The 24,482-nt window shown below is 40.0% G+C and carries 15 protein-coding genes; 13 read left to right on the top strand and 2 right to left on the bottom strand.

Annotated features, from left to right (window positions below; translation table 11 throughout):
- The first annotated feature begins 129 nt into the window (after positions 1-129).
- Together sufB and RR45_RS09360 are read left to right on the top strand one after the other, a co-directional pair.
- Entirely contained in the window at positions 130-1,548 is a 1,419-nt protein-coding gene (gene sufB / locus RR45_RS09365; protein WP_031366019.1) for a Fe-S cluster assembly protein SufB, read from the top strand.
- 249 nt (positions 1,549-1,797) lie between these two features.
- Positions 1,798-3,456: a phosphoenolpyruvate carboxykinase (ATP) gene (locus RR45_RS09360; RefSeq protein ID WP_031366018.1), complete on the top strand. Its 1,659-nt coding sequence runs from the start codon at positions 1,798-1,800 to the stop codon at positions 3,454-3,456.
- Positions 3,457-3,495: 39 nt separating this feature from the next.
- On the opposite strand, the gene RR45_RS09355 is transcribed toward RR45_RS09360, so the two are convergent.
- Together RR45_RS09355 and RR45_RS09350 are read right to left on the bottom strand one after the other, a co-directional pair.
- On the bottom strand, positions 3,496-4,173 hold the full coding sequence (locus RR45_RS09355; protein WP_031366017.1) for an ABC transporter ATP-binding protein: 678 nt from the start codon (positions 4,171-4,173) through the stop codon (positions 3,496-3,498).
- Positions 4,174-4,202: 29 nt separating this feature from the next.
- Positions 4,203-5,690, bottom strand: a complete 1,488-nt coding sequence (locus RR45_RS09350; RefSeq protein ID WP_031366016.1) for an ABC transporter permease — start codon at positions 5,688-5,690, stop codon at positions 4,203-4,205.
- Between the two features lie 618 nt (positions 5,691-6,308).
- Here RR45_RS09350 and rpoB point away from each other — a divergent pair.
- The 11 genes from rpoB (at position 6,309) to RR45_RS09295 (ending at position 24,181) form a co-directional block, all read left to right on the top strand.
- A complete protein-coding gene (gene rpoB, locus RR45_RS09345) occupies positions 6,309-9,896 on the top strand; it encodes a DNA-directed RNA polymerase subunit beta (RefSeq protein WP_031366015.1) in 3,588 nt (1,195 codons plus the stop codon).
- Between the two features lie 170 nt (positions 9,897-10,066).
- Positions 10,067-13,678, top strand: a complete 3,612-nt coding sequence (gene rpoC, locus RR45_RS09340; RefSeq protein ID WP_031366014.1) for a DNA-directed RNA polymerase subunit beta' — start codon at positions 10,067-10,069, stop codon at positions 13,676-13,678.
- Between the two features lie 548 nt (positions 13,679-14,226).
- Entirely contained in the window at positions 14,227-17,058 is a 2,832-nt protein-coding gene (locus tag RR45_RS09335; protein WP_072353597.1) for a mucin-binding protein, read from the top strand.
- Positions 17,059-17,284: 226 nt separating this feature from the next.
- The gene (locus RR45_RS09330; protein WP_031366012.1) at positions 17,285-17,815 is read left to right on the top strand and encodes a hypothetical protein; all 531 of its coding nucleotides are present in this window, start codon (positions 17,285-17,287) and stop codon (positions 17,813-17,815) included.
- Positions 17,816-17,873: 58 nt separating this feature from the next.
- Positions 17,874-18,488 (top strand): hypothetical protein, encoded by a 615-nt coding sequence (locus RR45_RS09325; protein ID WP_031366011.1) that lies wholly within the window; start codon positions 17,874-17,876, stop codon positions 18,486-18,488.
- Between the two features lie 32 nt (positions 18,489-18,520).
- Positions 18,521-18,796 carry a hypothetical protein gene (locus RR45_RS09320; protein ID WP_031366010.1) on the top strand — a complete coding sequence of 92 codons (276 nt, stop codon included), beginning with the start codon at positions 18,521-18,523 and terminating at the stop codon, positions 18,794-18,796.
- Between the two features lie 860 nt (positions 18,797-19,656).
- Positions 19,657-20,322: a helix-turn-helix transcriptional regulator gene (locus RR45_RS09315; RefSeq protein ID WP_031366009.1), complete on the top strand. Its 666-nt coding sequence runs from the start codon at positions 19,657-19,659 to the stop codon at positions 20,320-20,322.
- Between the two features lie 158 nt (positions 20,323-20,480).
- Positions 20,481-21,278 carry a coiled-coil domain-containing protein gene (locus RR45_RS09310; RefSeq protein ID WP_031366008.1) on the top strand — a complete coding sequence of 266 codons (798 nt, stop codon included), beginning with the start codon at positions 20,481-20,483 and terminating at the stop codon, positions 21,276-21,278.
- Positions 21,279-21,340: 62 nt separating this feature from the next.
- Positions 21,341-22,573 (top strand): ParM/StbA family protein, encoded by a 1,233-nt coding sequence (locus RR45_RS09305; RefSeq protein ID WP_031366007.1) that lies wholly within the window; start codon positions 21,341-21,343, stop codon positions 22,571-22,573.
- Positions 22,574-22,578: 5 nt separating this feature from the next.
- Positions 22,579-23,199, top strand: a complete 621-nt coding sequence (locus tag RR45_RS09300) for a hypothetical protein (protein ID WP_072353598.1) — start codon at positions 22,579-22,581, stop codon at positions 23,197-23,199.
- 16 nt (positions 23,200-23,215) lie between these two features.
- Positions 23,216-24,181 carry a hypothetical protein gene (locus RR45_RS09295; protein ID WP_143188741.1) on the top strand — a complete coding sequence of 322 codons (966 nt, stop codon included), beginning with the start codon at positions 23,216-23,218 and terminating at the stop codon, positions 24,179-24,181.
- The last annotated feature ends 301 nt before the right edge of the window (positions 24,182-24,482 follow it).

Raw genomic sequence — 24,482 nt, 5'->3', positions numbered from 1 at the left:
TTTTTGAAAAAAATCTTAGTCGCTGGATTACGGCTTAGCCGTTGACTAATTGACAAAAAAAGGTCAAAAGTTGTGTACGCTTTATCTAGTTAAACAAGTATTATTAAAAAATGAAAGGCACCAAAAAATATGGCAGAAGATATTATCAAACCCAACATTGAAGAAGTCGACTTAGGTGACTATCAATTTGGTTTTCACGATGACGTAACACCGATTTACTCAACAGGCCGTGGCTTGACTGAAGAAGTCGTTCGTGAAATTTCAGCTGAAAAAGAAGAACCAGAGTGGATGCTTGATTTTCGTTTGAAATCACTAGAAGCATATCACAAGTTGCCACTCCCTAAATGGGGACCAGATTTATCAGGCGTTAACTTTGATGATATCATTTATTATCAAAAAGCATCTGACAAACCTGCTCGTTCATGGGATGACGTTCCTGAAAAAATCAAAGAAACCTTTGAACGTATCGGGATTCCAGAAGCGGAACGTGCTTATTTGGCAGGGGCCTCAGCTCAGTATGAGTCAGAAGTTGTTTACCATAATATGAAAGATGAGTTCACAAAACTCGGGATCGTCTTTACCGATACGGACTCAGCCTTGAAAGAATATCCTGAAATTTTCAAGAAATACTTTGCAAAACTTGTGCCGCCAACTGATAATAAATTGGCAGCTCTTAACTCAGCTGTTTGGTCAGGTGGCACTTTCATCTACGTCCCAAAAGGCATCAAAGTTGATATTCCTTTGCAGACTTATTTCCGAATTAATAACGAAAATACAGGTCAGTTTGAACGGACACTGATTGTCGTGGATGAGGGCGCGAGTGTACATTATGTCGAGGGCTGTACGGCGCCGACTTATAACAGTAACTCCCTTCATGCGGCAGTTGTCGAAATCTTTGCACTTGACGGTGCTTACGTGCGTTATTCAACTATCCAAAACTGGTCTGATAACGTTTATAACTTGGTAACCAAACGTGCGCGTGCTTTGAGCAATGCGACTGTTGAATGGATTGACGGTAACTTGGGTGCTGCGATTACGATGAAATATCCAGCCGTTTATTTGGACGGTCCTGGCGCACGCGGTACCATGTTATCTATCGCCTTTGCCAATCGTTCACAAATCCAAGATACTGGGGCTAAAATGATCCACAATGCCCCAAATACATCAAGCTCGATTGTGTCTAAGTCCATTGCTAAAGGTGGTGGTGAGGTCAACTACCGTGGTCAAGTGACCTTCAATCCAGCAAGTAAAAAATCAGTCAGCCATATCGAATGTGATACCATCATCATGGATGATCTCTCGAAATCTGATACGATTCCGTTTAATGAGATTCACAATTCGCAAGTCGCGCTTGAGCACGAAGCGAAAGTGTCTAAAATTTCTGAAGAACAGCTCTACTACCTCATGAGCCGTGGCTTGACAGAATCCGAAGCGACAGAAATGATCGTCATGGGCTTTGTTGAACCATTCACGAAAGAATTACCGATGGAATATGCGGTTGAATTGAATCGTTTGATTAGTTATGAAATGGAAGGGTCTGTAGGTTAAGACCGAAAAAGCCATATAAACATTATGTTTATATGGCTTTTTTTGCAAAATACGGTAAAGGGTGTGGCAAAATTGAGGGAAGTGATACATGCCATCTAAACTTCCAAGATAACTTGCCTGTTTTGTTAGGGAAACACGATTTTTTATGAGTTTAAACTAAAGTTCAATAAATTTTTTGAAAATTTTGTAAAAAGGCGTATAATAAAATCATGAACGTATGACTCAGGAAAGATATCAGGAGGATATCAGATGACATCAATCGGAAAATACAAAATCAAAGACATTCAAAAAAAGAATCCTTTATTTTCTGCGATTAGAGCAACGGTCGAAACGGCCTTTTATGCGAATAATGTTGAGAAAATAGAGACGGTTGCTGAGGCCTATGCCTTAGCAAAAGAGACGTCAGGAACCATTATTACCGATTTGCCAATCCATGAGCCAGAGATTCATGGCTTTCCGAAGGACAGTAAAATCCTTGTTTTCAACGATGGGGAAGTTGTCGGTCGAACATCGGCGGCTAGGAAAATTATCGGTCAACCTGGTGTAGATACGGCGTATTTTGCACGCCTTGTTCGTGAAGCAGTGTTTGGGATTAGTCAAAGAAAAGTTTATACCACCGAAGTTTATGTCGGACTGAATCCTGAGTTTATGCTCAAAAGCCATCTCTTGTTGCCTGCTGCGTATGCCAACACCATCTTAAATTACTTACTTAATTTCCAGCGGGAAACGATAGAATATCAAAAAATGTATGCTGAGTCTAAGACCTATCAGACTGGCGATTTATATATCTTTGGCGACCCAGACTGGCAACATCCAGACTATCCTAATGGTTTAGCACTCTTTGACTCTAAGCATAATGTTGCTGTCATTTTAGGGCTACGGTATTTTGGCGAGTATAAGAAGGCAACCTTGACGCTGGCTTGGGCGACGGCGCATGACAACAATTATATCGCCTGCCATGGTGGGATGAAACAATACACTCTGAGTGATGGTAAAAAATATACCATGGCGGCATTTGGCTTGTCGGGGTCAGGGAAGTCGACGATTACGCTGGCTAAGAATGACAGTAAATATCAAGTGACCGTCTTACATGATGATGCCTTTATTATTAATCATCAAGATGGTTCGACGACAGCTTTGGAGCCTGCTTACTTCGATAAAACGCAGGACTATCCGATGATGAGTGAAATGGTCAAATATTTCTTGACCTGTCAAAATGTTGGTGTCACGCTAGATGATGTCGGCAATAAAGTCATTGTGACAGAAGATATTCGAAATGGTAACGGTCGAACAGTCAAGTCTAAACTGGTCACGCCGAATCGTGTGGACCATATTAAAGAGAAAATCAATGCTGTTTACTGGATTATGCAAGATGAGAGTTTGCCACCAGTTGTCAAGGTCAGCGACCCTAATTTGGCATCTATTTTTGGTTTAACACTTGCGACCAAACGCTCAACGGCTGAAAATATCGTTGGGGATATTGATATTAATGAAATTGTCATTGAACCGTTTGCTAATCCGTTTCGCTCATATGCACTGGGTGAAGATTTCACGGCCTTTAAAAAGTTGTTTGAGGATAGAGCGATTGACTGCTATATTCTCAACACTGGGTATTTTAATGGTGCTAAGGTTAAGCCGCATCATACGCTAGGTGCGATTGAGGCGATTATTGATGGTATTGGTAATTTTGTGCCTTTTGGTCCGCTTGAGGGGTTGTCTTATCTGCCAATCAAGCATCTCAATCCCGACTTTGAACATGAGGGTTACGTAGCATCCTTAAAAGCTAGTATGGCAGAACGGTTACGGTTCATTGAATCTAAAAAACTAGAAATGAATGCCTATCATGCTTTGCCATTAGGGACAGAGGATGCTGTTAAGAAAATTCTGACATCCTTGGCATCACTATAAAAATATCAGGCCGGTAATCACTAGCCTGATATTTTTTAATTATGCTTGAGTCACTTCCTTAACTCGCTTGTGAAAGACTTTATCTCTCAATTCATAAGTCACATCGCTGCGCTTGGCAATATCTAGATCATGCGTCACTAAAATCACGATTTTCTTTTGTTCGTGAGCAATTTTTTCAAATAAATTGATAATCTCACGACCTGTTTCTTCGTCCAGATTACCTGTAGGTTCATCTGCGACGATAATATCAGCGCCTGTCACCATTGCTCGGACGATCGCTACCCGTTGTTGCTGACCGCCGGATAGCTGGGAGACTTTTTTATGCTGTAAATCTTCTGTAATGCCCACTGATTTGAGACTTTCTGTGATAAATTCGCGTTGGTTATCCTTTTTTACACCGCTAATTTCAAGGGCGCTGTCGACATTTTGATAGGCACTCATGTAGGTAAAGAGATTATAAGCCTGAAAGACAATGGCAAGATTGTGCTTTCTAAACTTGGTTAAGCCGATTTTGGCTAGGCTTGTATCGTTATAGAGGATTTCACCTTCTTTGGCTGAATCAAGACCCGAGATCAGCGATAGAAAGGTCGTTTTGCCACTCCCGCTTTTGCCCAGAATTGCGTACATCTTGCCTGCTTCAAATTTTAAATTCACATCTTTAAATAAAGTATCTGCGGGATTTTGATACCAAAATCCTAAATTTTTTGTTTCTAACATCTGCATTTCCTCCAATGGTTTGGGTGTTGTTAATTGTTCGTCAAAATCGTCTTAGGTGTCAGTCGTAAAATGCCGATAGAAGCGACAAAGATAGCAATAAAAACAATCCCTAAAGCTAAGGCGCTAAGTAATCCAATGGTTTTTGAAGTCATTTTGACATTCATATGGTCAATTTGTTTGGCAGTCTCTTGATTGGCTACAAAAGGTCCGCCGATATTGCCTAACCTACCGTGGCCTCGTTGTGTTTCAGTCGTGCTTTTGGCCTGTTCTTGCTGCGTTGTATTTTGTTGACTTAAAAGCTGATTGCCGACAGCATTACCTATGAAATTTCCCGTAACACTGGCAAGACCTACGCTGACAACCATAATCACAAATAGTTCGACAAAGAATTGACCAATGATTTTCGCTTTGTTTTCACCCAGACTCATTAGGACACCAATCTCAAACTTGCGTTCGCGAATGCTCAAAATAACAATCAGGCTGAGAATAATCACACCAGCAGCAGCTACAAGTAGAACGACATTTGTAGCAAAACTTGCGACATTGTTCAATGGTGTCAGCATTTGTTGATAAGCTTGATCATTGGTAGATAAGGTCATGGTATCAGTATCCAGTTTTTTGCTGGCAGTAGTGACAAATGTTGCCATTTGTGCAGGATCTTTTAAGTAGTAAATGGCGCTATCAACGGTTTGTTCGCTGGTATCTGTTGCACCTTCTTTAAAACTATTGGCAAGAGTATAATACGTGTAGATTGTGTTGGCAGGATTCATAGTTCTCATTCTTTGCGCCATACTATCCGCAACCTGTGTCGTTTTATAGATGCCAACAACTTTTAAGTCATGTTCTTCTCCATCCTCGTCTTTCAGTTTAAAAGTACTACCGACTTTTAAGTTATTAGCTGTCGCTAGTTGACTCTCAACGACAACGTTGTTCGTCCCCTGATCTTTTTCAGTAATAGCACGACCAGAAGTTATCTTAGCGGTACCGTCTTGAAATGTTGGTAAACTTAAAAGATCATTGACACCTGTCAGGCGAAAATCTGGGTTCATAGCAATGGTGCTTTTGGATGTTTCACCGCCAACATTAGCAATTCTGCCTGGTATTTCTTTTTGGTTGGAGGTGTCTGTACTTGAAGTGTCATCACTTCCAGTGACTGGTGTGATACCTGTACTTGCAGCAGCACTGGCTGAAGTAGAAAATGAAAAATTTTTCACATCAGACATTTTTGAAACAGCTTCTGCTTGGCTAAGTGGGACGGGAGTTTCTTTTATCCGTACAGGTGAGCCATCACTACTTGCAGTTGTCATTGCTTTTTTCATGAGTTTTTCACGGTCAGTGGTCAAGGTGACAGAGGCACCAACCTCTTTTTTAGCATTCTCCGTTGCTTGATTAGCAGCCTGGCGAATCGTTAAGCCAGTCAAAACAAAGACCATAATTGCTGTAAAGACGAGTATTAGAATCGCCGTCTTGCCTTTTTTAGCTGTTAAATACAGCCACGCTCTTTTGAAAAAATTCATTCATCTTACCTTTCAATTTGACACTCCGAGAGTGTTTCTGTAATAACAAGGCCAAGTATAAACGTTTTAACTTAAAAGAACCTAAAGATTTAAAAAAGTCTACAATTTTCAGGCAAGTCCTGTTTTTGATACGCATGAAATGAGAGAAGGAACATAGCTAAGATAAGGCATTATCTCTTGAAAATTATCTTAAAACATGCTATAATACACTAAAGAGTTTGTCGGCAGAATGCTAGGAAATATTGTCCCTAGTGCTTTGTGAGCAGCGAGAAGTTTTATTTTCGTTGCTTTTTTTGACGTCTTGAGCAGTGAAAACTGTAAAATGTAACGCAAAAAAAATCTTTCTGAAAATTCTCAACTTTTTCAGAAAAGTTTAGTGACAAACTAAAAGAGGTCATCTTATCACGGTAAATTGACCACATTGCACACCATCCACTTTAAAGGTTGTCTCTTTATATCTTAATAGAAACAACCGGAAGTATTAGAAGTGAGTTTAGGCACCTTGGGTTCAGAAAATGATCGAATTAATATAGGCATATGCTAATGTGTCTACATTCATTTCAGAAATTTCCAAGCTTTCAAGGCAGCTAACTCAACATCTTTTTAGAGGAGAAGATCTTGGCAGGACATGACGTAGCATACGGTAAACACCGTACTAGACGCAGCTTTTCGCGAATCAAAGAAGTACTTGATTTGCCGAATTTGATCGAAATTCAAACCGACTCTTATCAACGTTTCTTAGACCAGTCGTTGGCTGATGTATTCAAAGAAATGTTACCAATCGATAACTTTGCAGGTACAAAAGACTTGGAATTTGTCGGTTATGAAATGAAAGAACCTAAATATACAATTGAGGAAGCGCGTGCACATGACGCCAACTACTCAGCACCATTATTTGTGACTTTCCGTTTGGTTGACAAAGAATCTGGCGAGTTGAAAACACAAGAAGTGTTCTTCGGCGATTTCCCACTCATGACAGAAATGGGGACTTTCATCATCAATGGTGCTGAACGTATCATCGTTTCTCAGTTGGTTCGCTCACCTGGTACTTATTTCCATCCAAAAGTTGACAAAAATGGTCTGGAATCATATGGTCATACAACTATCCCTAACCGAGGCGCTTGGTTTGAGTTAGACACTGATGCCAAAGGTATCGGTTACGTCCGCATCGACCGCACGCGTAAATTACCATTTACGACAATCATGCGTGCCCTCGGTTTCGGTTCAGATGACACTATTTTCGAAATTCTTGGCGATAGTGAACTGACTCGTGCAACAATCGAAAAAGACATTCATAAATATGCCGGTGACACTCGGACAGAAGAAGCGCTCAAAGACATCTATGACCGTTTGCGTCCTGGTGAACCTAAAACAGCTGACAGCTCACGTAGCTTACTAACAGCTCGTTTCTTCGATCCACGTCGTTACGACTTTGCACCAGTTGGTCGTTATAAAGTCAATAAAAAATTAGCGCTTAAAAACCGTCTTTTGGGACTCACACTTGCAGAGCCATTAGTGAGCGGTGAAACTGGCGAAATCCTAGTTGACAAAGACACAGAATTGACACGTGACGTGTTGGATCGCATCGAGACTGAACTTGATAATGGTTTGAACACTGTGACACTTTATCCGTCAGATGATGCTGTCATCACAGAGCCAATTGATATTCAAGTTGTTAAAGTTTACTCACCAAAAGATCCAGAAAAAGTCATCAACGTGATTTCAAATGGTCAAATCGCACCAGAAGTCCGTCACTTAACACCTGCTGATATTATCGCAAATGTTAACTATTGGTTAGCGCTTAACGAAGGTATTGGTCGTGTGGATGATATTGACCATTTGGGTAACCGTCGTATTCGTTCAGTTGGAGAATTGCTCCAAAACCAAGTTCGGATTGGCTTGAGCCGTATGGAACGTGTCATTCGTGAACGGATGAGTTCAGCTGATGATGAAAACATGACACCACAATCTTTGATCAACATCCGTCCTGTAACGGCAGCTATCAAAGAGTTTTTCGGTAGCTCACAGTTGTCACAGTTCATGGACCAACATAATCCCTTGTCTGAGTTATCTCACAAACGTCGTTTGTCAGCCCTCGGACCTGGTGGTTTGACACGTGACCGTGCTGGCTATGAAGTCCGCGACGTACATTATACGCACTATGGCCGGATGTGTCCGATTGAAACACCTGAGGGACCAAATATCGGGTTGATCAATAACTTATCATCATTTGGTAAAATCAATGAATATGGTTTTATTATGTCACCTTACCGTCGTATTGACCGTGCGAATGGTTCTGTGACAAATGAAATTCATTATTTGACTGCTGATGAAGAAGATAATTACATTGTTGCCCAAGCCAACTCACCATTAACAGAAGATAATAAATTCTCTGGTGAGACAGTTATGGCTCGGACACGAGGTAACAATATTGAAGTTGAGGCTGACAAAGTTGACTTCATGGATGTTTCACCTAAACAGGTAGTCGCTGTCGCAACAGCTTGTATTCCTTTCTTAGAAAACGATGACTCCAACCGTGCCCTCATGGGTGCCAACATGCAACGTCAAGCAGTGCCATTGATTGATCCGCATGCCCCATTTGTCGGAACAGGTATGGAACATCAAGCAGCACATGATTCAGGTGCTGCCATTCTAGCTAAACATGAGGGAACAGTTGAATTTGTCGACGGTGGTGAAATTCGCATCCGTCGGACAACTGGTGAATTAGACAAATATACGGTCACAAAATACCGTCGTTCAAACTCAGGAACATCTTACAATCAACGCCCACTTGTTCAAATTGGCGATAAAGTTGATAGAGATGAAATCATCGGTAATGGACCTTCTATGGAAGGTGGTGAAATGGCCCTCGGTCAAAACCCACTCGTTGCCTATATGACTTGGGAAGGGTATAACTTCGAGGATGCCGTTATCATGAGTGAACGTCTCGTTAAAGATGACGTTTATACTTCAATTGCTATCGAAGAATACGAATCTGAAACACGTGATACAAAGCTTGGACCAGAAGAAATTACACGCGAAATTCCAAACGTTGGTGAAGAAGCCATGCGTCATTTGGATGAGTTCGGTATCATCCGTATTGGTGCTGAAGTTAAGGAAGGCGATATTCTTGTTGGTAAAGTGACACCTAAAGGTGAAACAGATCCAACACCAGAAGAACGTTTACTCCGTGCTATCTTTGGTGAAAAAGCGCGTGAAGTTCGTGATACCTCACTTCGTGTACCACATGGTGCCGATGGTATCGTCCATGATGTGAAGATTTTCCGTCGTGAAAATGGTGATGAATTACAAACAGGTGTGAATACACTTGTTCGTGTCTTCATCGTTCAAAAACGTAAAATTCATGTTGGGGATAAAATGGCCGGTCGTCATGGTAATAAAGGGGTTGTATCCCGCATCTTGCCAGTAGAGGATATGCCTTACTTGCCAGATGGCACACCAGTTGATATCATGTTGAACCCACTCGGTGTACCATCACGGATGAATATCGGACAAGTGATGGAGCTCCACCTTGGGATGGCTGCTCGCACACTTGGTATTCACATTGCAACACCTGTCTTTGATGGGGCGCGTGATGAAGATATCTGGAACACCGTTAAAGAAGCAGGTATGGCAGATGATGCTAAGACTGTTCTCTATGATGGTCGGACAGGTGAAGCCTTCGATAATCGCGTATCAGTTGGTGTCATGTACATGATCAAACTTCACCACATGGTCGATGATAAACTCCATGCCCGTTCAGTCGGACCTTACTCACTCGTTACCCAACAACCACTCGGTGGTAAAGCACAGTTTGGTGGCCAACGTTTTGGGGAGATGGAAGTTTGGGCACTGGAAGCCTATGGTGCTGCTAATATTCTACAAGAAATTTTGACTTATAAATCTGATGATGTCGTTGGTCGTACTAAAGCCTATGAAGCGATTGTCAAAGGTGAAAAAATTCCTGCACCAGGTCTACCTGAATCATTCCGCGTTTTAGTAAAAGAATTACAATCACTCGGTTTAGATATGAAAGTCTTGGACGTCGATGATAATGTCCTAGAACTTCGTGAATTGGATGAAGATAATGATCCACATAACAATGACAAAGTAGAAGTAACAGTTGAAATGCTAGAAGCCAAAGAAGCAGAAGTTGCTGCAGCTGTTGAAGCTGAAGAAGTAGCAATTGAAGAAGCTGGTCAATAACATTCGTGCAAACACTTTTCAACTCGGTGTCAGAAGAGAAAATCGAAAACAAAAGATTTTAGTTATTGTTTAATTAAATGATGACTAATATCTTGCTGAGACTATCTTTAACTAGATTACTGCGATTCGTCGCAATTAAATAAAGATAACCTCAATTTACAGGAGAAAAAATGGTCGATGTAAATAAATTTGAGAGTATGCAAATTGGGATTGCGTCTCCTCAAAAAATCCGTTTTTGGTCTTTTGGTGAAGTCAAAAAACCTGAAACAATTAACTATCGTACACAAAAACCAGAACGCGAAGGGCTCTTTGATGAACGTATTTTCGGTCCATCAAAAGACTGGGAATGTAGCTGTGGTAAGCTAAAAGGTGTTTTCTATAAAAACCAGGTCTGTGAAATTTGTGGCGTCCAAGTCACACGTGCGAAAGTTCGCCGTGAGCGCATGGGTCATATCGAACTAGCAGCACCAACATCACACATTTGGTACTTCAAAGGCATTCCATCACGCATGGGATTAGCCTTGGACATGAGTCCTCGCTCACTTGAAGAAATCATCTATTTTGCAAGTTATGTGGTGATTGATCCTAAAGAAACAGCACTTGAGAAAAAACAATTATTGACTGAGCGCGAATATCGCGAACAAATGCTCAAAAATGGTTTTGGCTCATTTGTTGCTAAGATGGGTGCTGAAGCCATTCAAGATTTACTTAAAAATGTGAATTTGGATGTTGAAATCTCAGCACTTAAAGAAGAGTTGCAAACTGCAACAGGTCAAAAACGTGTCAAAGCTATCCGTCGTTTGGATGTCTTGGATGCCTTCAACAAATCAAACAATAAATTAGAGTGGATGGTACTCAATGTTTTACCAGTCATTCCACCTGATTTACGTCCGATGGTTCAACTCGACGGTGGGCGTTTTGCAACCTCTGATTTGAACGATTTGTACCGTCGTGTGATTAACCGGAATAATCGTTTGAAACGTTTGATGGAATTGAATGCACCAAATATCATCGTCCAAAATGAAAAACGGATGCTCCAAGAAGCCGTAGATGCGCTTGTAGATAATGGTCGCCGTGGTCGTCCAATTACGGGTCCAGGTAACCGTCCGCTTAAATCCCTGAGCCACATGCTCAAAGGGAAACAAGGACGTTTCCGTCAAAACTTGCTCGGTAAACGTGTTGACTACTCTGGTCGTTCCGTTATCGTCGTAGGACCAACACTTAAAATGTACCAATGTGGTGTACCACGTGAAATGGCGATTGAGCTCTTCAAACCATTTGTCATGAGTGAAGTTGTCAAACGTGATATGGCGCCAAATATTCGTGCTGCAAAACGTAAAGTTGAACGTCAAGATCCAGATGTCTGGGATGTGCTTGAAGATGTGATTAAAGAACACCCAGTGCTACTTAACCGCGCACCGACACTTCACCGTCTGGGTATCCAAGCCTTTGAACCAGTCCTTATCGATGGTCGTGCCATTCGTCTTCACCCACTCGTGTGTGAGGCCTACAATGCCGATTTCGATGGTGACCAAATGGCGATTCACTTGCCATTGTCAGAAGAAGCCCAAGCAGAAGCGCGTATTCTCATGTTAGCTGCTGAGCACATTCTGAACCCGAAAGATGGTAAACCAGTCGTGACACCGTCACAGGATATGGTCTTGGGTAACTACTACATTACCATGGAAGAATCTGGTCGTGAGGGTGAAGGCATGGTCTTTGCTGATGCTGATGAGGCAGAAGTGGCTTGGCGTAATGGTTTCGTTCACTTGCACACACGTGTTGGGATTGCAACGAAATCACTCAACAAACCTTGGACTGAAAACCAAAAAGATAAGATTATGGCGACGACTGTTGGTAAAATCCTTTTCAATGCGATTATGCCAGAGGAGTTCCCTTATCTTAACGAACCAACGCAAGAAAACTTAACATCACAAACTGACGATCGTTTCTTCATGGCGCCTGGTGAAAATGTCACTGAATTCATCCAAAACCTTGATTTGGTACCACCATTCAAGAAAAAACATTTGGGGAATATCATTGCGGAAGTCTTCAAACGTTTCCGTACGACTTTGACATCAGAAATGCTTGACCGTCTGAAAGACCTTGGTTACCACCATTCTACTAAGGCAGGTTTGACAGTTGGTATTGCTGATATTCCGGTTGTTGCAGATAAACATCTCATCATTGAGGAAGCGCATGATAAAGTAGCGCAAATCACGAAGAAATTCCGTCGTGGTGCGATGACTGATGACGAACGTTATACAATGGTAACAGACGTTTGGCGTGGTGCTAAAGAAGAACTTGAACGTCGCCTGATTGAAGCCCAAGACATGTCGAATCCAATCGTGATGATGATGGACTCAGGTGCCCGTGGTAATATTTCCAACTTCTCACAGCTCGCGGGTATGCGTGGGTTGATGGCAGCGCCGAATGGTAAAATCATGGAGCTCCCAATCATCTCAAACTTCCGGGAAGGTCTGTCCGTTTTGGAAATGTTCTTCTCTACCCATGGTGCCCGTAAAGGGATGACCGATACGGCCCTTAAAACAGCCGATTCAGGTTACTTGACACGTCGTCTCGTTGACGTTGCCCAAGATGTGATTATTCGTGAAGACGATTGTGGTTCTGACCGTGGTCTTGTGATTAGCGATATTGCGACTGGTAAAGAAATGGTTGAGCCATTGGCTGAGCGTCTCAATGGTCGTTACACACGTAAAACAGTTGTTCATCCTGAAACAGGTGAACAACTCATTGGTGAAGATGAGTTGATTACAGAAGCCATTGCAGCGCAAATCGTTGCAGCTGGTATCAAAGAAGTAACAATCCGTTCAGTCTTTACATGCAAAACACGTCATGGTGTATGTAAACATTGTTATGGTGTCAACTTGGCAACTGGTGATGCAGTTGAAGTTGGTGAAGCAGTCGGAACCATCGCTGCCCAATCAATCGGTGAGCCTGGTACACAGTTAACCATGCGTACCTTCCACACGGGTGGTGTAGCATCATCTGAAGATATCACACAAGGTCTCCCTCGTATCCAAGAAATCTTTGAAGCTCGTAACCCTAAAGGGGAAGCGGTCATCACTGAAGTAACGGGTGAAGTCGTTGAAATCACAGAAGAAGCAGCAACTCGTAAGAAAGAAGTAACGGTCAAAGGTGAAACTGATACACGGACATACGAAGTGCCATTTACAGCACGTATGCACGTTGAAGTTGGTGATTTCATTCACCGTGGGACACCGTTGACAGAAGGTTCTATCCAACCGAAACATTTGCTACAAGTTCGTGATACACTCTCAGTTGAAACTTACTTACTTGCAGAAGTGCAAAAAGTCTATAGAAGCCAAGGGGTTGAAATCGGCGACAAGCACGTTGAAGTCATGGTGCGTCAAATGCTCCGTAAAGTCCGCGTCATGGATGCTGGCGATACAGATCTCTTACCTGGTACGCTCATGGATATCGCTGATTTCGAGCAAGCTAACCAACAAATTCTTTTTGATGGTGGTGTGCCTGCGACATCTCGTCCTGTCCTCATGGGTATCACGAAAGCATCGCTTGAAACTAATTCATTCTTGTCTGCTGCATCCTTCCAAGAAACAACGCGTGTCTTGACTGATGCTGCGATTCGTGGCAAGAAAGATCCATTGCTTGGTCTCAAGGAAAATGTTATCATCGGTAAGATCATCCCAGCTGGTACTGGTATGGCACGTTACCGCAACCTTGAACCATTAGCAAAAGTTGCTGAAACACAAGAAGTTGTTGCAGAAGTAACTGAATAATTAAGCAAAGGCTAGGACAAAAAGTCCTCAGCCAACGAAATAGAAAAGCAGATTAGGACAATCAAATTGATTATCCTAGTCTGCTTTTTTATATTGTGTTAACGGGTGTTATCTTAACAACTACAGTAGCAATACTTGGTAGGTTGATGTTCTGCAAAAGAGAAAAAAGATGTAATTGAACGATGTGTCAAAAAGAATAAGAATGGTTGATTTTTTGGAGAATTTTGTTAAAAAAACACACATTGTCCTAAAATTCCACCCTGTTTGTCCCAAAATTCCCTTTCAATAATAACGTAAGTTTGTTTAAATGGTGTTAAGGCAGTGAATGAGATTGCTTAGAATAGATGTGATGAGTCTAAGCATATGAGTAAATAATGACTATTTCACAATAGTTGTATACAAGTCATTTTGGAGAATATAGGTATTGTCTTTGAGCACTGATATGTTATATTCAAATTATCTTAGTCTTAAATTAAAATAATGATTTGTAAGCAGTACAGTTATTATTTAAATTTTAACGATGTGAGGATAGAAAGGGGTTATCAATCTTGAAAGATTATCAATCCGATACAAAGAAAATTAACTACCGAACATGGAAGTCAGGGGAAAAATGGTTATACGCAGGTGCCGCTTTGGTGGCAATGATAGGAGGGGCTGTTTTAGAGACAACTGGTATCACACCTAGAGTTCTATCTTATATTCAAGATGGTTCTTCTACGGGCATTGCCTCAGCCATGTCAACATCAGCGACGGTTTTGTTGCGTGGTAATGTTCTGCCGACCGACTTTTATGCGAGTGTGAGCGATTTTACAGTACCTGCGACAGTCGCACGTGATTTTTCTAATAATGCGACGATTTCGAGTACAGGTGGGATTAGACCTTACTGGGAGGGGAATACCTTTGTGATTCCCTCAGCACCTGCTGCCAATGCTATCGCAAACTTTAACCAACCACTAGACCCGTCTAAAAATTTTTCCATTTCAGGAAGTGTGACAGTGAGAGATGGTCGAATTCCTGCAGCTGGATTTTATATCTCAGATATACCTTCTTCTGATATTATTAACAAATTAGGGACTGGTACTAGTAACTGGCCAGGGTCCTCTGGTTCATTAAAAGATGAGAGTAGTGCTTATAAAGGGCATTATATGTTGTTTTCAGGTTTCCATAATGATGGTGGCTGGGTAGCAATCTTATCAAGTGGTACGGCTTATAGTCGAATAACTAAGGGTGGGTCAGCTTTTGGCGCATCTGAATATATGGATGATGATTTTGTTGGGTTGTATGGTGGTTGGGAGAATGTTGTAGTAGATGTTACGATCAGCTATACAGCCTCTAGTGGTATTGTATCTGTCACCTATAAACATAATTCGTCAACTACTGATGGCGGTGTTGGTGCTTATGATAAAAAGACTAAATCAGCAACAGTTGACTACTCTATTCCTAAAGACAAACCAGTTTATCTAGGTATCGTTGGGAATGGTAATAAAAATGATGTTAAATATACGAGTCGTTCTATCGTAACTTCCATGACGGGAACGTATCTAACAACCAATAGAACCGTGCGTTTCATAGATGATGCCGGAAATAAGTTAGCGTTAGATTCAAAAATTCTAATGCCGAGAGGGGGGAGGTTAGGGATTGGTAATGAAGATGATGATGCACCCTATTACTTTGATAAACCAGCTATGCCTTCAGGTTACACCTACTTACCAAGTTTAAATCCGACAACTTATGTAGGAGAGTCAACTTCTTCAATTGGCGCTGTTGTGTACCAACGTGACACGCAGCAATGGACAGTTAATCATGTCAATCAGTTGACGGGTCGAAATATTGGTAAGGATGAGTGGCACGCTAAAACGAATGAAATAATCAATAAGACAACGGATGCACAATCAGGTTATTACATTGTTGATAAAGATGCGGTTGTCGGTCCTGATGTTTCAAATGTATCAACGAGTGCAGATGGCGCAAAAGTGAGCTGGACTGCTAAAGTTGATGACACATCAAATGGGGCTTTGACAACAGATAGTGTGCCACAAGAGGCTAAGCTCTATACATTACCATCAGTTCAAGAACGTATCTTAACGATTAAAATGCCAGATGGCACTATTTTAACAGAGTCACAAATGTCAACAACTGATACAGATTTCACACCGATTGCTGGTCAGTATGCGATTCCAGGTTATCGTGCCGTCATTGATGGCACGCCGGTAACGGATGCCCAAGCAAATCTGGGTATTCCGAGTGAACCGACAGATAAAACACATAACTTAAAAGCGACAACGGATAGTGTGCCACAGAAACATACGGTGACTTATCTGGCTGATCCGCAAAAGGCGTCTATTGTCTATAAAGATGTGACGACGGGGACAGTCCTTAAGACAGATAATATCACAGGGGTATCAGATGCACTGATGTCTTATGATACAGCTACTGATATTGCGAACTATGTCAGTCAAGGCTATGTCGTTAAATCTAATAATTTCACGGATAGTGTTGAAAAATTTGACAACGTTCCAGGTGTTGATCAAGATTATCTGGTCGAGTTAGTTCGAGATTCGAAAGGTCAGACGGAGACAAAATCTATCACACATGAAGTCGTTTACAGTGTCAAGCATAATCTGGTTCCTCCACCTCTAGGTTATAAGACAATGGCAACCATTACGCACGATTACTTTGTCGATCAAGTGTCAGGAAGTAAAATTACAAATCAATTTAGTGATTACGCTGTTAATGGTGCTGTCAACGACAGTCCAGAAGCGCCTAAATACACCTCCGATCATCCAGATGCAACAGTCGATGCGAGTGGTCTGATTACATTTGTATCGCCATTAGTGCCAAGTGTGCAAGATCATGTGTCAACGGTGGCAGAAAATACGTCAATTGATTTTGCAAGTGCCAATGCAGTTCATACGTTAACAAGTACTGTTTTATATGAGCTCGATGATACGATTAATGTGACGATACCGACCAATACAATTTTTTATAATAAAACAACTGATGTGGTGATAAAAGCGCCAGTTTATACGATTAAGAATAACTCAGGTGCTCCTCTTAAAGTAAGCGTTGATGGTTTTACACCTGCTGGGAATAACCCTGCAATGCCTGCTGATTTTGCTCTAAATCTCAATGTGACAGGGAAAAAAGTGACGACATCAAGTGCCAAATTAATCGAAAAAGGTTTAGTTCAAACTGCGTCTAATGAGCTCATGACTTTGGCAAATTGTCTTGATCAGTATGATAAGGCTGACACGCCAGTCGTAAGAGGGGCAGCAGTTAATAATATCGCAAATTTCACCTTTGGTGGTTCAGCGACGACACTAGATGTTCGAAAGCTAGAGTATACTTTAAGTTTGAAATTTGAAAGTATTCAATTTTAAGGCAAAACCTTTTAAACTAATGATGCGATGAGTTTGCGTTAGGAGTGAAGAGACAGGACCACAGTAATATGTTGTGGTCAGGAACTTACAAAACAATCCCCCCCTCGGAAAAAAACGTACTGTGGTTCTATTTTACGGTGGTCCTGTTTCTTCACTCCTAACGCTATCAGGCTTAAATGAGTATGGACGTGTCACATCAATTGAGTAATTAATTTAGGAGTTAAAGATGACACACGAGAATCATGACAAAAACAAATTTAAAAGGGTTCTGATCCCATTGCTTTGTCTTTTATTAATAGGGTGTGGCTACGGCGTTTATCATTTCTTTTTGAATAAACCAGAAGAAAAGGTATCTGTCATTAGTGGTGATTTTCTGCCCGAGGGAAAAGATGCCAAGAAAATGTCTGACAAGGAAATTGCTGACGCGGCTCAAAAAAAAGTCGATGCTAGTCAATTTAATATGATTATCGGTTCAAAAGCTGAGATTGACAGTCAGACTAATCAAGGCAAATTAAGTATTAAGAATCCCAAGACAAATGCTTATCCAATTAATGTCGTCATTACCGATGATAAATCTGGTGATGTCATTTATACGTCTGGCGCAATAGAACCAGGAGAGGAGGTGAGGGATGTAGCGTTAGAGAAATCATTAGCTAAGGGAACCTACCGAGCAACAGCGCGTTTTAGTCTTTACGATTCAAAAACGAGAACTAAAAAAGGCGAAGTTGCTGCTGGGGTTAGTATTAACGTCAACTAACGTCTAGTCATGTTAGTGAATGACTTATAATTATATCATAGACATAATGGAGAAAATCATGAAAAAATTACTATCTACTTTACTCGTTTCAACTGCAGTATTTGCTGGTGCTCAAGCTGTTTCAGCTGACCAAAATATCGTTGCAAACACAGATGCAGATATCGCGGTTGCTGGGACACTTGGTGCTGACAATACAAAACCAGACGCTAAAATTCCTGAAGGCGACAAAGATTGGATTAATGTTACATTACCAACAGAAGCTATCTTCTACAATAAAACGACTGATCCTATCATCAAATCACCAACTTACAACCTCGTTAATAACTCAGGGCGCCCAGTTAAAATTAGTCTTGATAAATTCACACCAAGTGCTAACAATTCAGCAGCATTGCCATCTAACTTTGATTTGACACTTGATGTGACAGGTGACAAAGTCGTGACACAATCTACTAGTCTTGTAAAAGGTGGTGCGCTCTCAGCAGCACCAGGTGACTTGCTTATTTTGGCAAACAGTGTAGACCAACAAGCAGCTACTGACTCACCACAACCTAATCCAACTGCAGTAACTAAAAACAAAGGGACTTTCACATTCGCTGGTCAAGCAACAGCAACAACTGATTTGAATCTAGCTTACACATTGAGCTTGAAATTCGAAGCAGTTAAATTCCAATAAATCGATATCTAAATCATCAGGGAGGTGATTTCATGAATAATGATGAAGAAAATTTCATAACTAGTGAAATACCCATCTCAGGTCAATTAGGGATGACGGATAAACAAGCACCTAAAGCACCAGGGTTGCCCAAGACGAGTGGTGGCCAACCGCATTACACTGTTCAACAACAAAGTCAGCCGGCACCGTCGGGGTTATTACCGACAACGGGTGAGTTTCAACGAGTAGGCGGGATCATGCTAGGGTTACTTTGCTTAATTTTAGTCCTCATGTTCATATCTAAGCCGAAAACTAAAATTTCAGTTTAAGTATGAGAAAATTCCCAATCTAGTCCATTGTTAGCCTAAATAGCAATATAAAAAGAACTCTTTCCTTATTTAAGGGGAGGTTTTTTTATGTAAAAATGACCGAGGCTCTTGATTGTGTCAAATACCATCATAATTTAAAAAACTAACGCTTTAATAATAAAAACGAAATTTTTATAAGCAAATAATTTGTTTAATGTAATAAGTCGTGATAAAATGACGGTGACATATAGGATACTGCGTGTAATAGTATGAAAAGGTTTAATCAGCCAGTTCCTCAAGTTACCTATTATTTTGAGTGATATCAGTGGCATGTCGTTTTTTCTCTGCTATTATTGTCATCTTTATTGCAGATGTAAGGAGGTGTTTGATAAACAACTCACCATGATATTCATTTTTAAGAACTGGGAATGATGTCTTTATTAGGTATTCAAAAATGATGTACCTAGTATTTTTTACAAAAAATGTAGCACTTCAGTCATCATGATAGAAAGTTGCCTCTCTTAATATATCTGATGTTTTATTAAGGTTGCGTTTCTACGTTATTTCTTACTGAAAGGCTTGTTTTGTGATAGGAGTAACAAAATTTCATTTATCATCAAAAGTTAGGCACTAATAAATGACAAAAAAAGTCCTAAAAATGCAAATGATTTGTCCTAAAATTCCCTATGTATCGTTAGTATTTTCTGATATACTATATAAAAATAGGAAAACTTTGGGTATAAATTAAGATTATTATAAGAAGTTTACCTGTTTTATCATGCCCTAACACTATCTATGTTAGACAGATATATAATAGGTAGAACTTCCAAAAGAAAGAGTTGAGCTGTATAAAGCTCGTACATATTCAAGGAGGTTGGGTTTTGAAAGTAGGGGATATTATCAAAAACCTTGAGATACATGATTTAGAATTTTCAGTCGTACATTTTAATAAAAAAGTATTGCGTGATAACTTTGATGAGAAAATTAAAAATTGCACAGTAGAATATCTGGAATCCAAAGGCTATAATGTCTATTCAAATAATGATCTACATAAATTAGTTTTCTTAAATAATGATAGACATCGTTTGTTATTGATTACTAAAGAAAATAGTGAATCGGATGTCATTATTGTTTCAAATGAAGATTTGTCACCCTATATGCAGACAGTTGGTATACAAAATATCCCTGAATACTACAGGGAGACTTTGGATAAATTCAAAGATACAGAACTTCATAGTTCTGTCGAAAGAATGTTATATCACACAGAAAAAAATTATACCTTGACAGATTTATCAACAGAATCTTGCATGACCAGTAGAAACTTCACAAGACAGTTCAAAGCAATCTCTGGCGTGTCATTTTTAGAGTTTTATAGACCCTTTAAAATGGAGTTGGCTAAAGATATGTTAAGTCGAGGCATGAAGATTAATGAAGTATCCGAAAAACTTGGATTTAGTGAGACAAGCTACTTTAATCGAGTTTTTAAAAAAATAATAGGTATGACACCGAGTACTTATAGAGAGATTATGGTTGGTGATAAAGCGTAACGTTTAATCTATCGTGTTGGCAGACTTGATTATAAATACAACTCTTTAAAACTTTTTAAAAAAAATTATTGAAGTAGAAATCAATTTTTCGGAAAGTCTTTAAAAGCAAGTCAACTCTTGCTTTTATTATGTTTGAAAACATAGAATTGAGAGGAAATATGTTGGGAAAAAAAGGATTTTTTCAAAAAAAATCGGTCGTTCAAACTTCCGAAAATGAGACACAAGTTACCACGGAACAAATGAAGAAATTAGGTCATCAATTAATGGCTTTAAAACAAAAGTTAGCGGCATCTGAACAAGAAAATGAAAATCTCAAACTAGAATGTGATAATTTGAGACACGGACAGCTAAAAGAAAGCAAAGCCTTGCTGGATAAAAAAAGTGCAGAATTTGAAAAAACACTTGGTGAACAGCGGATTAAACTCGAACAAGAAATGGTCGAAAAGAACGCAAAATTACAGACCGCTGAGATAGCTTTACAAGCTGAAAAAGATCGGTTCACAAAATTAACTCAGGAATTAGAAGATGCTTTAAGCTCAAAAGCAACGGAAGTCAAAGCATTAACCAAGGAAAAGCTGGAAATCAAATCGCAAGTGTCAGAAGTTTTGATAGAGTTACAAGAACATTTCGATTATAAAACTGCTTTATTGGAAACAGAACGTGAGTTATTAGCGCAAGAAAAAAATAAGCAAGAAACTCAGGTCATCCAAAAGCTTGAGGCGTGCGAAGAAATGATGCGTCAGACAGAAGATGAGGCAGATCAAATCATTGAAACTGCCAAAGCGACTGCTCAACAGTTGATTCAAGATGCACAAGTAGAAATAGAAGAAAAACAAGCGCAGTCCAAAGCAGAACTGAACCGTCTCAAAGGTCGTATTGACCACTATTCAACTCAAATCAATGCCGCAACACAAACGATTGACTCCCTATTAGGGACGATTAATAGACTCAATTAGCTATCTAAAGCGACCATTTTCGGCTATTTTAGAGATACTAGAGGTTCAAATAAGGAGAGAAAATGAATATTTTTGCTATTGATTTAGGAAACAAACGCGTTAAGATGAAAAGTGACCGAGCGGAGTATGTTTACCCTGCCTCTTACTTGTTAGCCGAAACAGTCACAAAAGGTGTCTTGGGCGGTTGGCAATTACAGGGTAACCAGGTGTATTCGATTGATAAAGAAGAAAACCGCTTTGTCTGGGGTACTGAATTAGACGCCTATCATTTATCTGAAAAGATGATTGATACCTATGCACGTTCTGGCAGAATTGAGCAGAAAAAAGCACAACGTATTTTAGAATTTGCCTTGGGGCGCTTGGCGCTTGACTATAACGAGTCACGAACAAAACCCTTGGTTGTTAAACTGGTCTTAGGTGTGCCTATCACAGACATGCACGAAGATAGTAAGACAATTCAAACATTGAAAGACCTCATGATAGGTCGTCATTATATTGAAATTGACGGCGAGGAGTTGATTGTTGAAATTCCTTCTGAAGACCATATCCTCGTCGTACCACAATACATGGGAACTGCCTTTGAATTAGCCTATGATGATGCGTTGAATTCAGTAGATGACTATGCCAATGGTCGCATGGGGATTTTAGACATTGGTGGTGGGACGATTTTAATTAACACGTCTAATTGCTTGAACCCAGCACCAATGGGTGCTGAGAGATTTGAGGGTGTTCAGACGCTGATTAAACTCATTGCTGAAAAGATTAACTCAACCAAGCTTTTCACCATTGAAAGATTACTACGTGAGGGTAGTGCGACTGGTAACTATATTTACCGACCAAGTCGGAACACATCAGATTTGCGAAACATCTCTAGTCTAGTCCAAAAATCAATTGAAGATTATACACGCTTTACAGTTGCGCCACTTGTCACAGAAAACTTCCCAGATATTGAAAATGTGGACTTCATTGTCATAACAGGTGGTGGGGCTAATATCATTGATAAAGCAGCGTTGCTTGATGAAATTGGTCAAGACTATTTTGACCGTCTTGTTTTCATTACCTCTTCTGAGTTAGCTAATGTGCGTGGCTTCTACAAGTACGCCGTATTGATCTGGAATGGTTCGGGAGAAATTCAGAGTCCAGAAAGAGTTGAACCTGTTGTTAGTGTTCCAAGTCAAGAGGTAGTGACAGAGGAAGTCTCTATTTCTGAACCTAATCCAGACTATTCAGAACAGTTGAAACAGGTTCAGGATAACTTGAAACGTTTAAGAGAAGAAATTGATCAAGAGATTTGATTGCTATGAATAATTTAAATGAGACAATTGGATCAATCATTGATGCTGACCGTGTGGCGCAAGTGATGCTTGAACGCGAAAGCCTTTTATCGGATATTACTCGTTTAACGCACGCACTTGACGCCATTCAAGGTCGTCAAAAAAAAGAAGACTACATTGAACTTGAAAGTGATTTGGTGCAGTTAAGAGACCAGTATGTGCAAACTACAGATGAATTGGCGGCTAATGCGGTAACTTTAACCCAGCTTGAGCATGGTAATGCTTTACTCAGTGATGCTAATATGGTATTGGCAAATGAAGTGGCATCTGATACACAACTCTTTGATAAGCATCAGCGCGAAAATGCCTCAAATATGGCTCAGCTAAAGATTGAAAAAGACAGTTTAAGGGCACAGATTGAGGCGATACAGGCGGTTATTACTGTCAAAGAGGCGGAGAATCAAGCACTTGATCAATCACTTGCAGCATTAGAACAAACCCAACCATGTTGTGACGTTGACCCTATAGATAGAGATGAGTCTTTGTTGATAGAGCAAGCTGAGATAGCTGATTTGTTCATCAATTTGAGAGCAACAACACTGGAACAAGCAGACGCCGTATGCTCTGTATCACTTAAAAAAAGCTAGAAATAGGAGTAGAGAATTGACAAACGTAAAAAATATTCTAAACTCTAGGGGCTTATTTTACTGGATACTGATGATTGGTTTATTAGTTAAGGTTATTGATATTTATTTGACTGCTAAGGGGATGTTTTACCTTGAGCATATTTTACAGGGCTTTGTCTTGACTATCTTAATGCCAACGCTTTTTATAGCCACGACTATGGGTTTTGCGTCATTAATTGAGAGTAAATGGTTAAGCTATACTGTGACATGCGTCATTGCTTTTTTGGGAAGTGGTTTGCTTTTTTTTGGTATGCTTTACTATCGTCTTAAAAAGCACTTTATCTTTTTTCCAGATAAGATCCCTACCGGGAGCAGTGGCAATCAACCTCAGCTGTATCTGTTTAGTCAAATTCATATTGGGGACATTGTGTTTGCTGTTGATTTTATCATTATCATGATTGTTTTACTCGCTGTGCTTGTTTTGAATCAAGTAACAAGTGAGTCATCTGACACCTCCACTTTATTTGAGGAAGGTCAAAAGATGCTGACAGTATTACAGTCAGCGATGGAGCAGATTAAGGAAAATTTGATTGTTCAAGAAACGCTACTTATCAAGGCCAAAGATAAGAATGTGCAGTTAACAGAACACAATACAGCCTTAGTACATGAAAAATCTGATCTTCAAGAAAAATGTAGAAATAGTCAGCCAGGACTTCAAAAAGAGATGGCTTACTGTAAGACAGAAAATATCAATCTTATGATGTCATTGAAAGAGTTGAAATCAGTAAAAAATCAACTCGAAGCTGAACAGTTTCAAAAGGAACAAGCACTGAAAGCAGCTAAAGCATGTCATGAGCGTCAATTAGACGAAAAGACTCAACAATCAGTTGAAGTTGTAACATCTGAGTTACAAGAAAAAATTCAAGAAGCGAAGAAAATTGCGAAACAAATCTGTGGAGAGATGCAAGCTCGTTCACAAACGAGTCAGCAAAAAATAGAATAATTTGCAGGATATGATTTGAATAACTAAAAAAAGAGTATGGTCTAATTGACCTACTCTTTTTTAGAAAAATGATTTTTTTGAATCCCGAATGGATTTGATATTTTCATCTCTTCCATTCTGGTTTTTAGTGAGATAGTCAGGATACAAGGGACTATTTTGGGTATAATGGACAGATACTAAACAAATACATTTAAATTCCTTGTTTCAAGGGTTTTATGATATTTTTTACGTCTTAAAGTTTGAAACTAACCAAAAAACTAACCAAGCAATTCAAAAATCATTAGTTGAATAAAAAATAAAG

Origin of the sequence: Pseudolactococcus chungangensis CAU 28 = DSM 22330 (assembly GCF_002441885.1) — a bacterium.
GTDB classification, from domain to species: Bacteria; Bacillota; Bacilli; order Lactobacillales; family Streptococcaceae; genus Pseudolactococcus; species Pseudolactococcus chungangensis.
The sequence above is the reverse complement of the archived record's forward strand: the minus strand, read 5'-3'. Positions and strand labels throughout refer to the sequence as shown.

What these genes read in the sequence shown, in the direction of transcription:
- RR45_RS09325 (WP_031366011.1), top strand. Translation starts at nt 17,874, where the DNA reads ATGAAAAAATTACTATCTACTTTACTCGTTTCAACTGCAGTATTTGCT.
- RR45_RS09305 (WP_031366007.1), top strand. Translation starts at nt 21,341, where the DNA reads ATGAATATTTTTGCTATTGATTTAGGAAACAAACGCGTTAAGATGAAA.
- RR45_RS09355 (WP_031366017.1), bottom strand. Translation starts at nt 4,173, where the DNA reads ATGTTAGAAACAAAAAATTTAGGATTTTGGTATCAAAATCCCGCAGAT.
- RR45_RS09310 (WP_031366008.1), top strand. Translation starts at nt 20,481, where the DNA reads ATGTTGGGAAAAAAAGGATTTTTTCAAAAAAAATCGGTCGTTCAAACT.
- sufB (WP_031366019.1), top strand. Translation starts at nt 130, where the DNA reads ATGGCAGAAGATATTATCAAACCCAACATTGAAGAAGTCGACTTAGGT.
- RR45_RS09350 (WP_031366016.1), bottom strand. Translation starts at nt 5,690, where the DNA reads ATGAATTTTTTCAAAAGAGCGTGGCTGTATTTAACAGCTAAAAAAGGC.
- RR45_RS09320 (WP_031366010.1), top strand. Translation starts at nt 18,521, where the DNA reads ATGAATAATGATGAAGAAAATTTCATAACTAGTGAAATACCCATCTCA.
- rpoC (WP_031366014.1), top strand. Translation starts at nt 10,067, where the DNA reads ATGGTCGATGTAAATAAATTTGAGAGTATGCAAATTGGGATTGCGTCT.
- RR45_RS09330 (WP_031366012.1), top strand. Translation starts at nt 17,285, where the DNA reads ATGACACACGAGAATCATGACAAAAACAAATTTAAAAGGGTTCTGATC.
- RR45_RS09300 (WP_072353598.1), top strand. Translation starts at nt 22,579, where the DNA reads ATGAATAATTTAAATGAGACAATTGGATCAATCATTGATGCTGACCGT.
- RR45_RS09360 (WP_031366018.1), top strand. Translation starts at nt 1,798, where the DNA reads ATGACATCAATCGGAAAATACAAAATCAAAGACATTCAAAAAAAGAAT.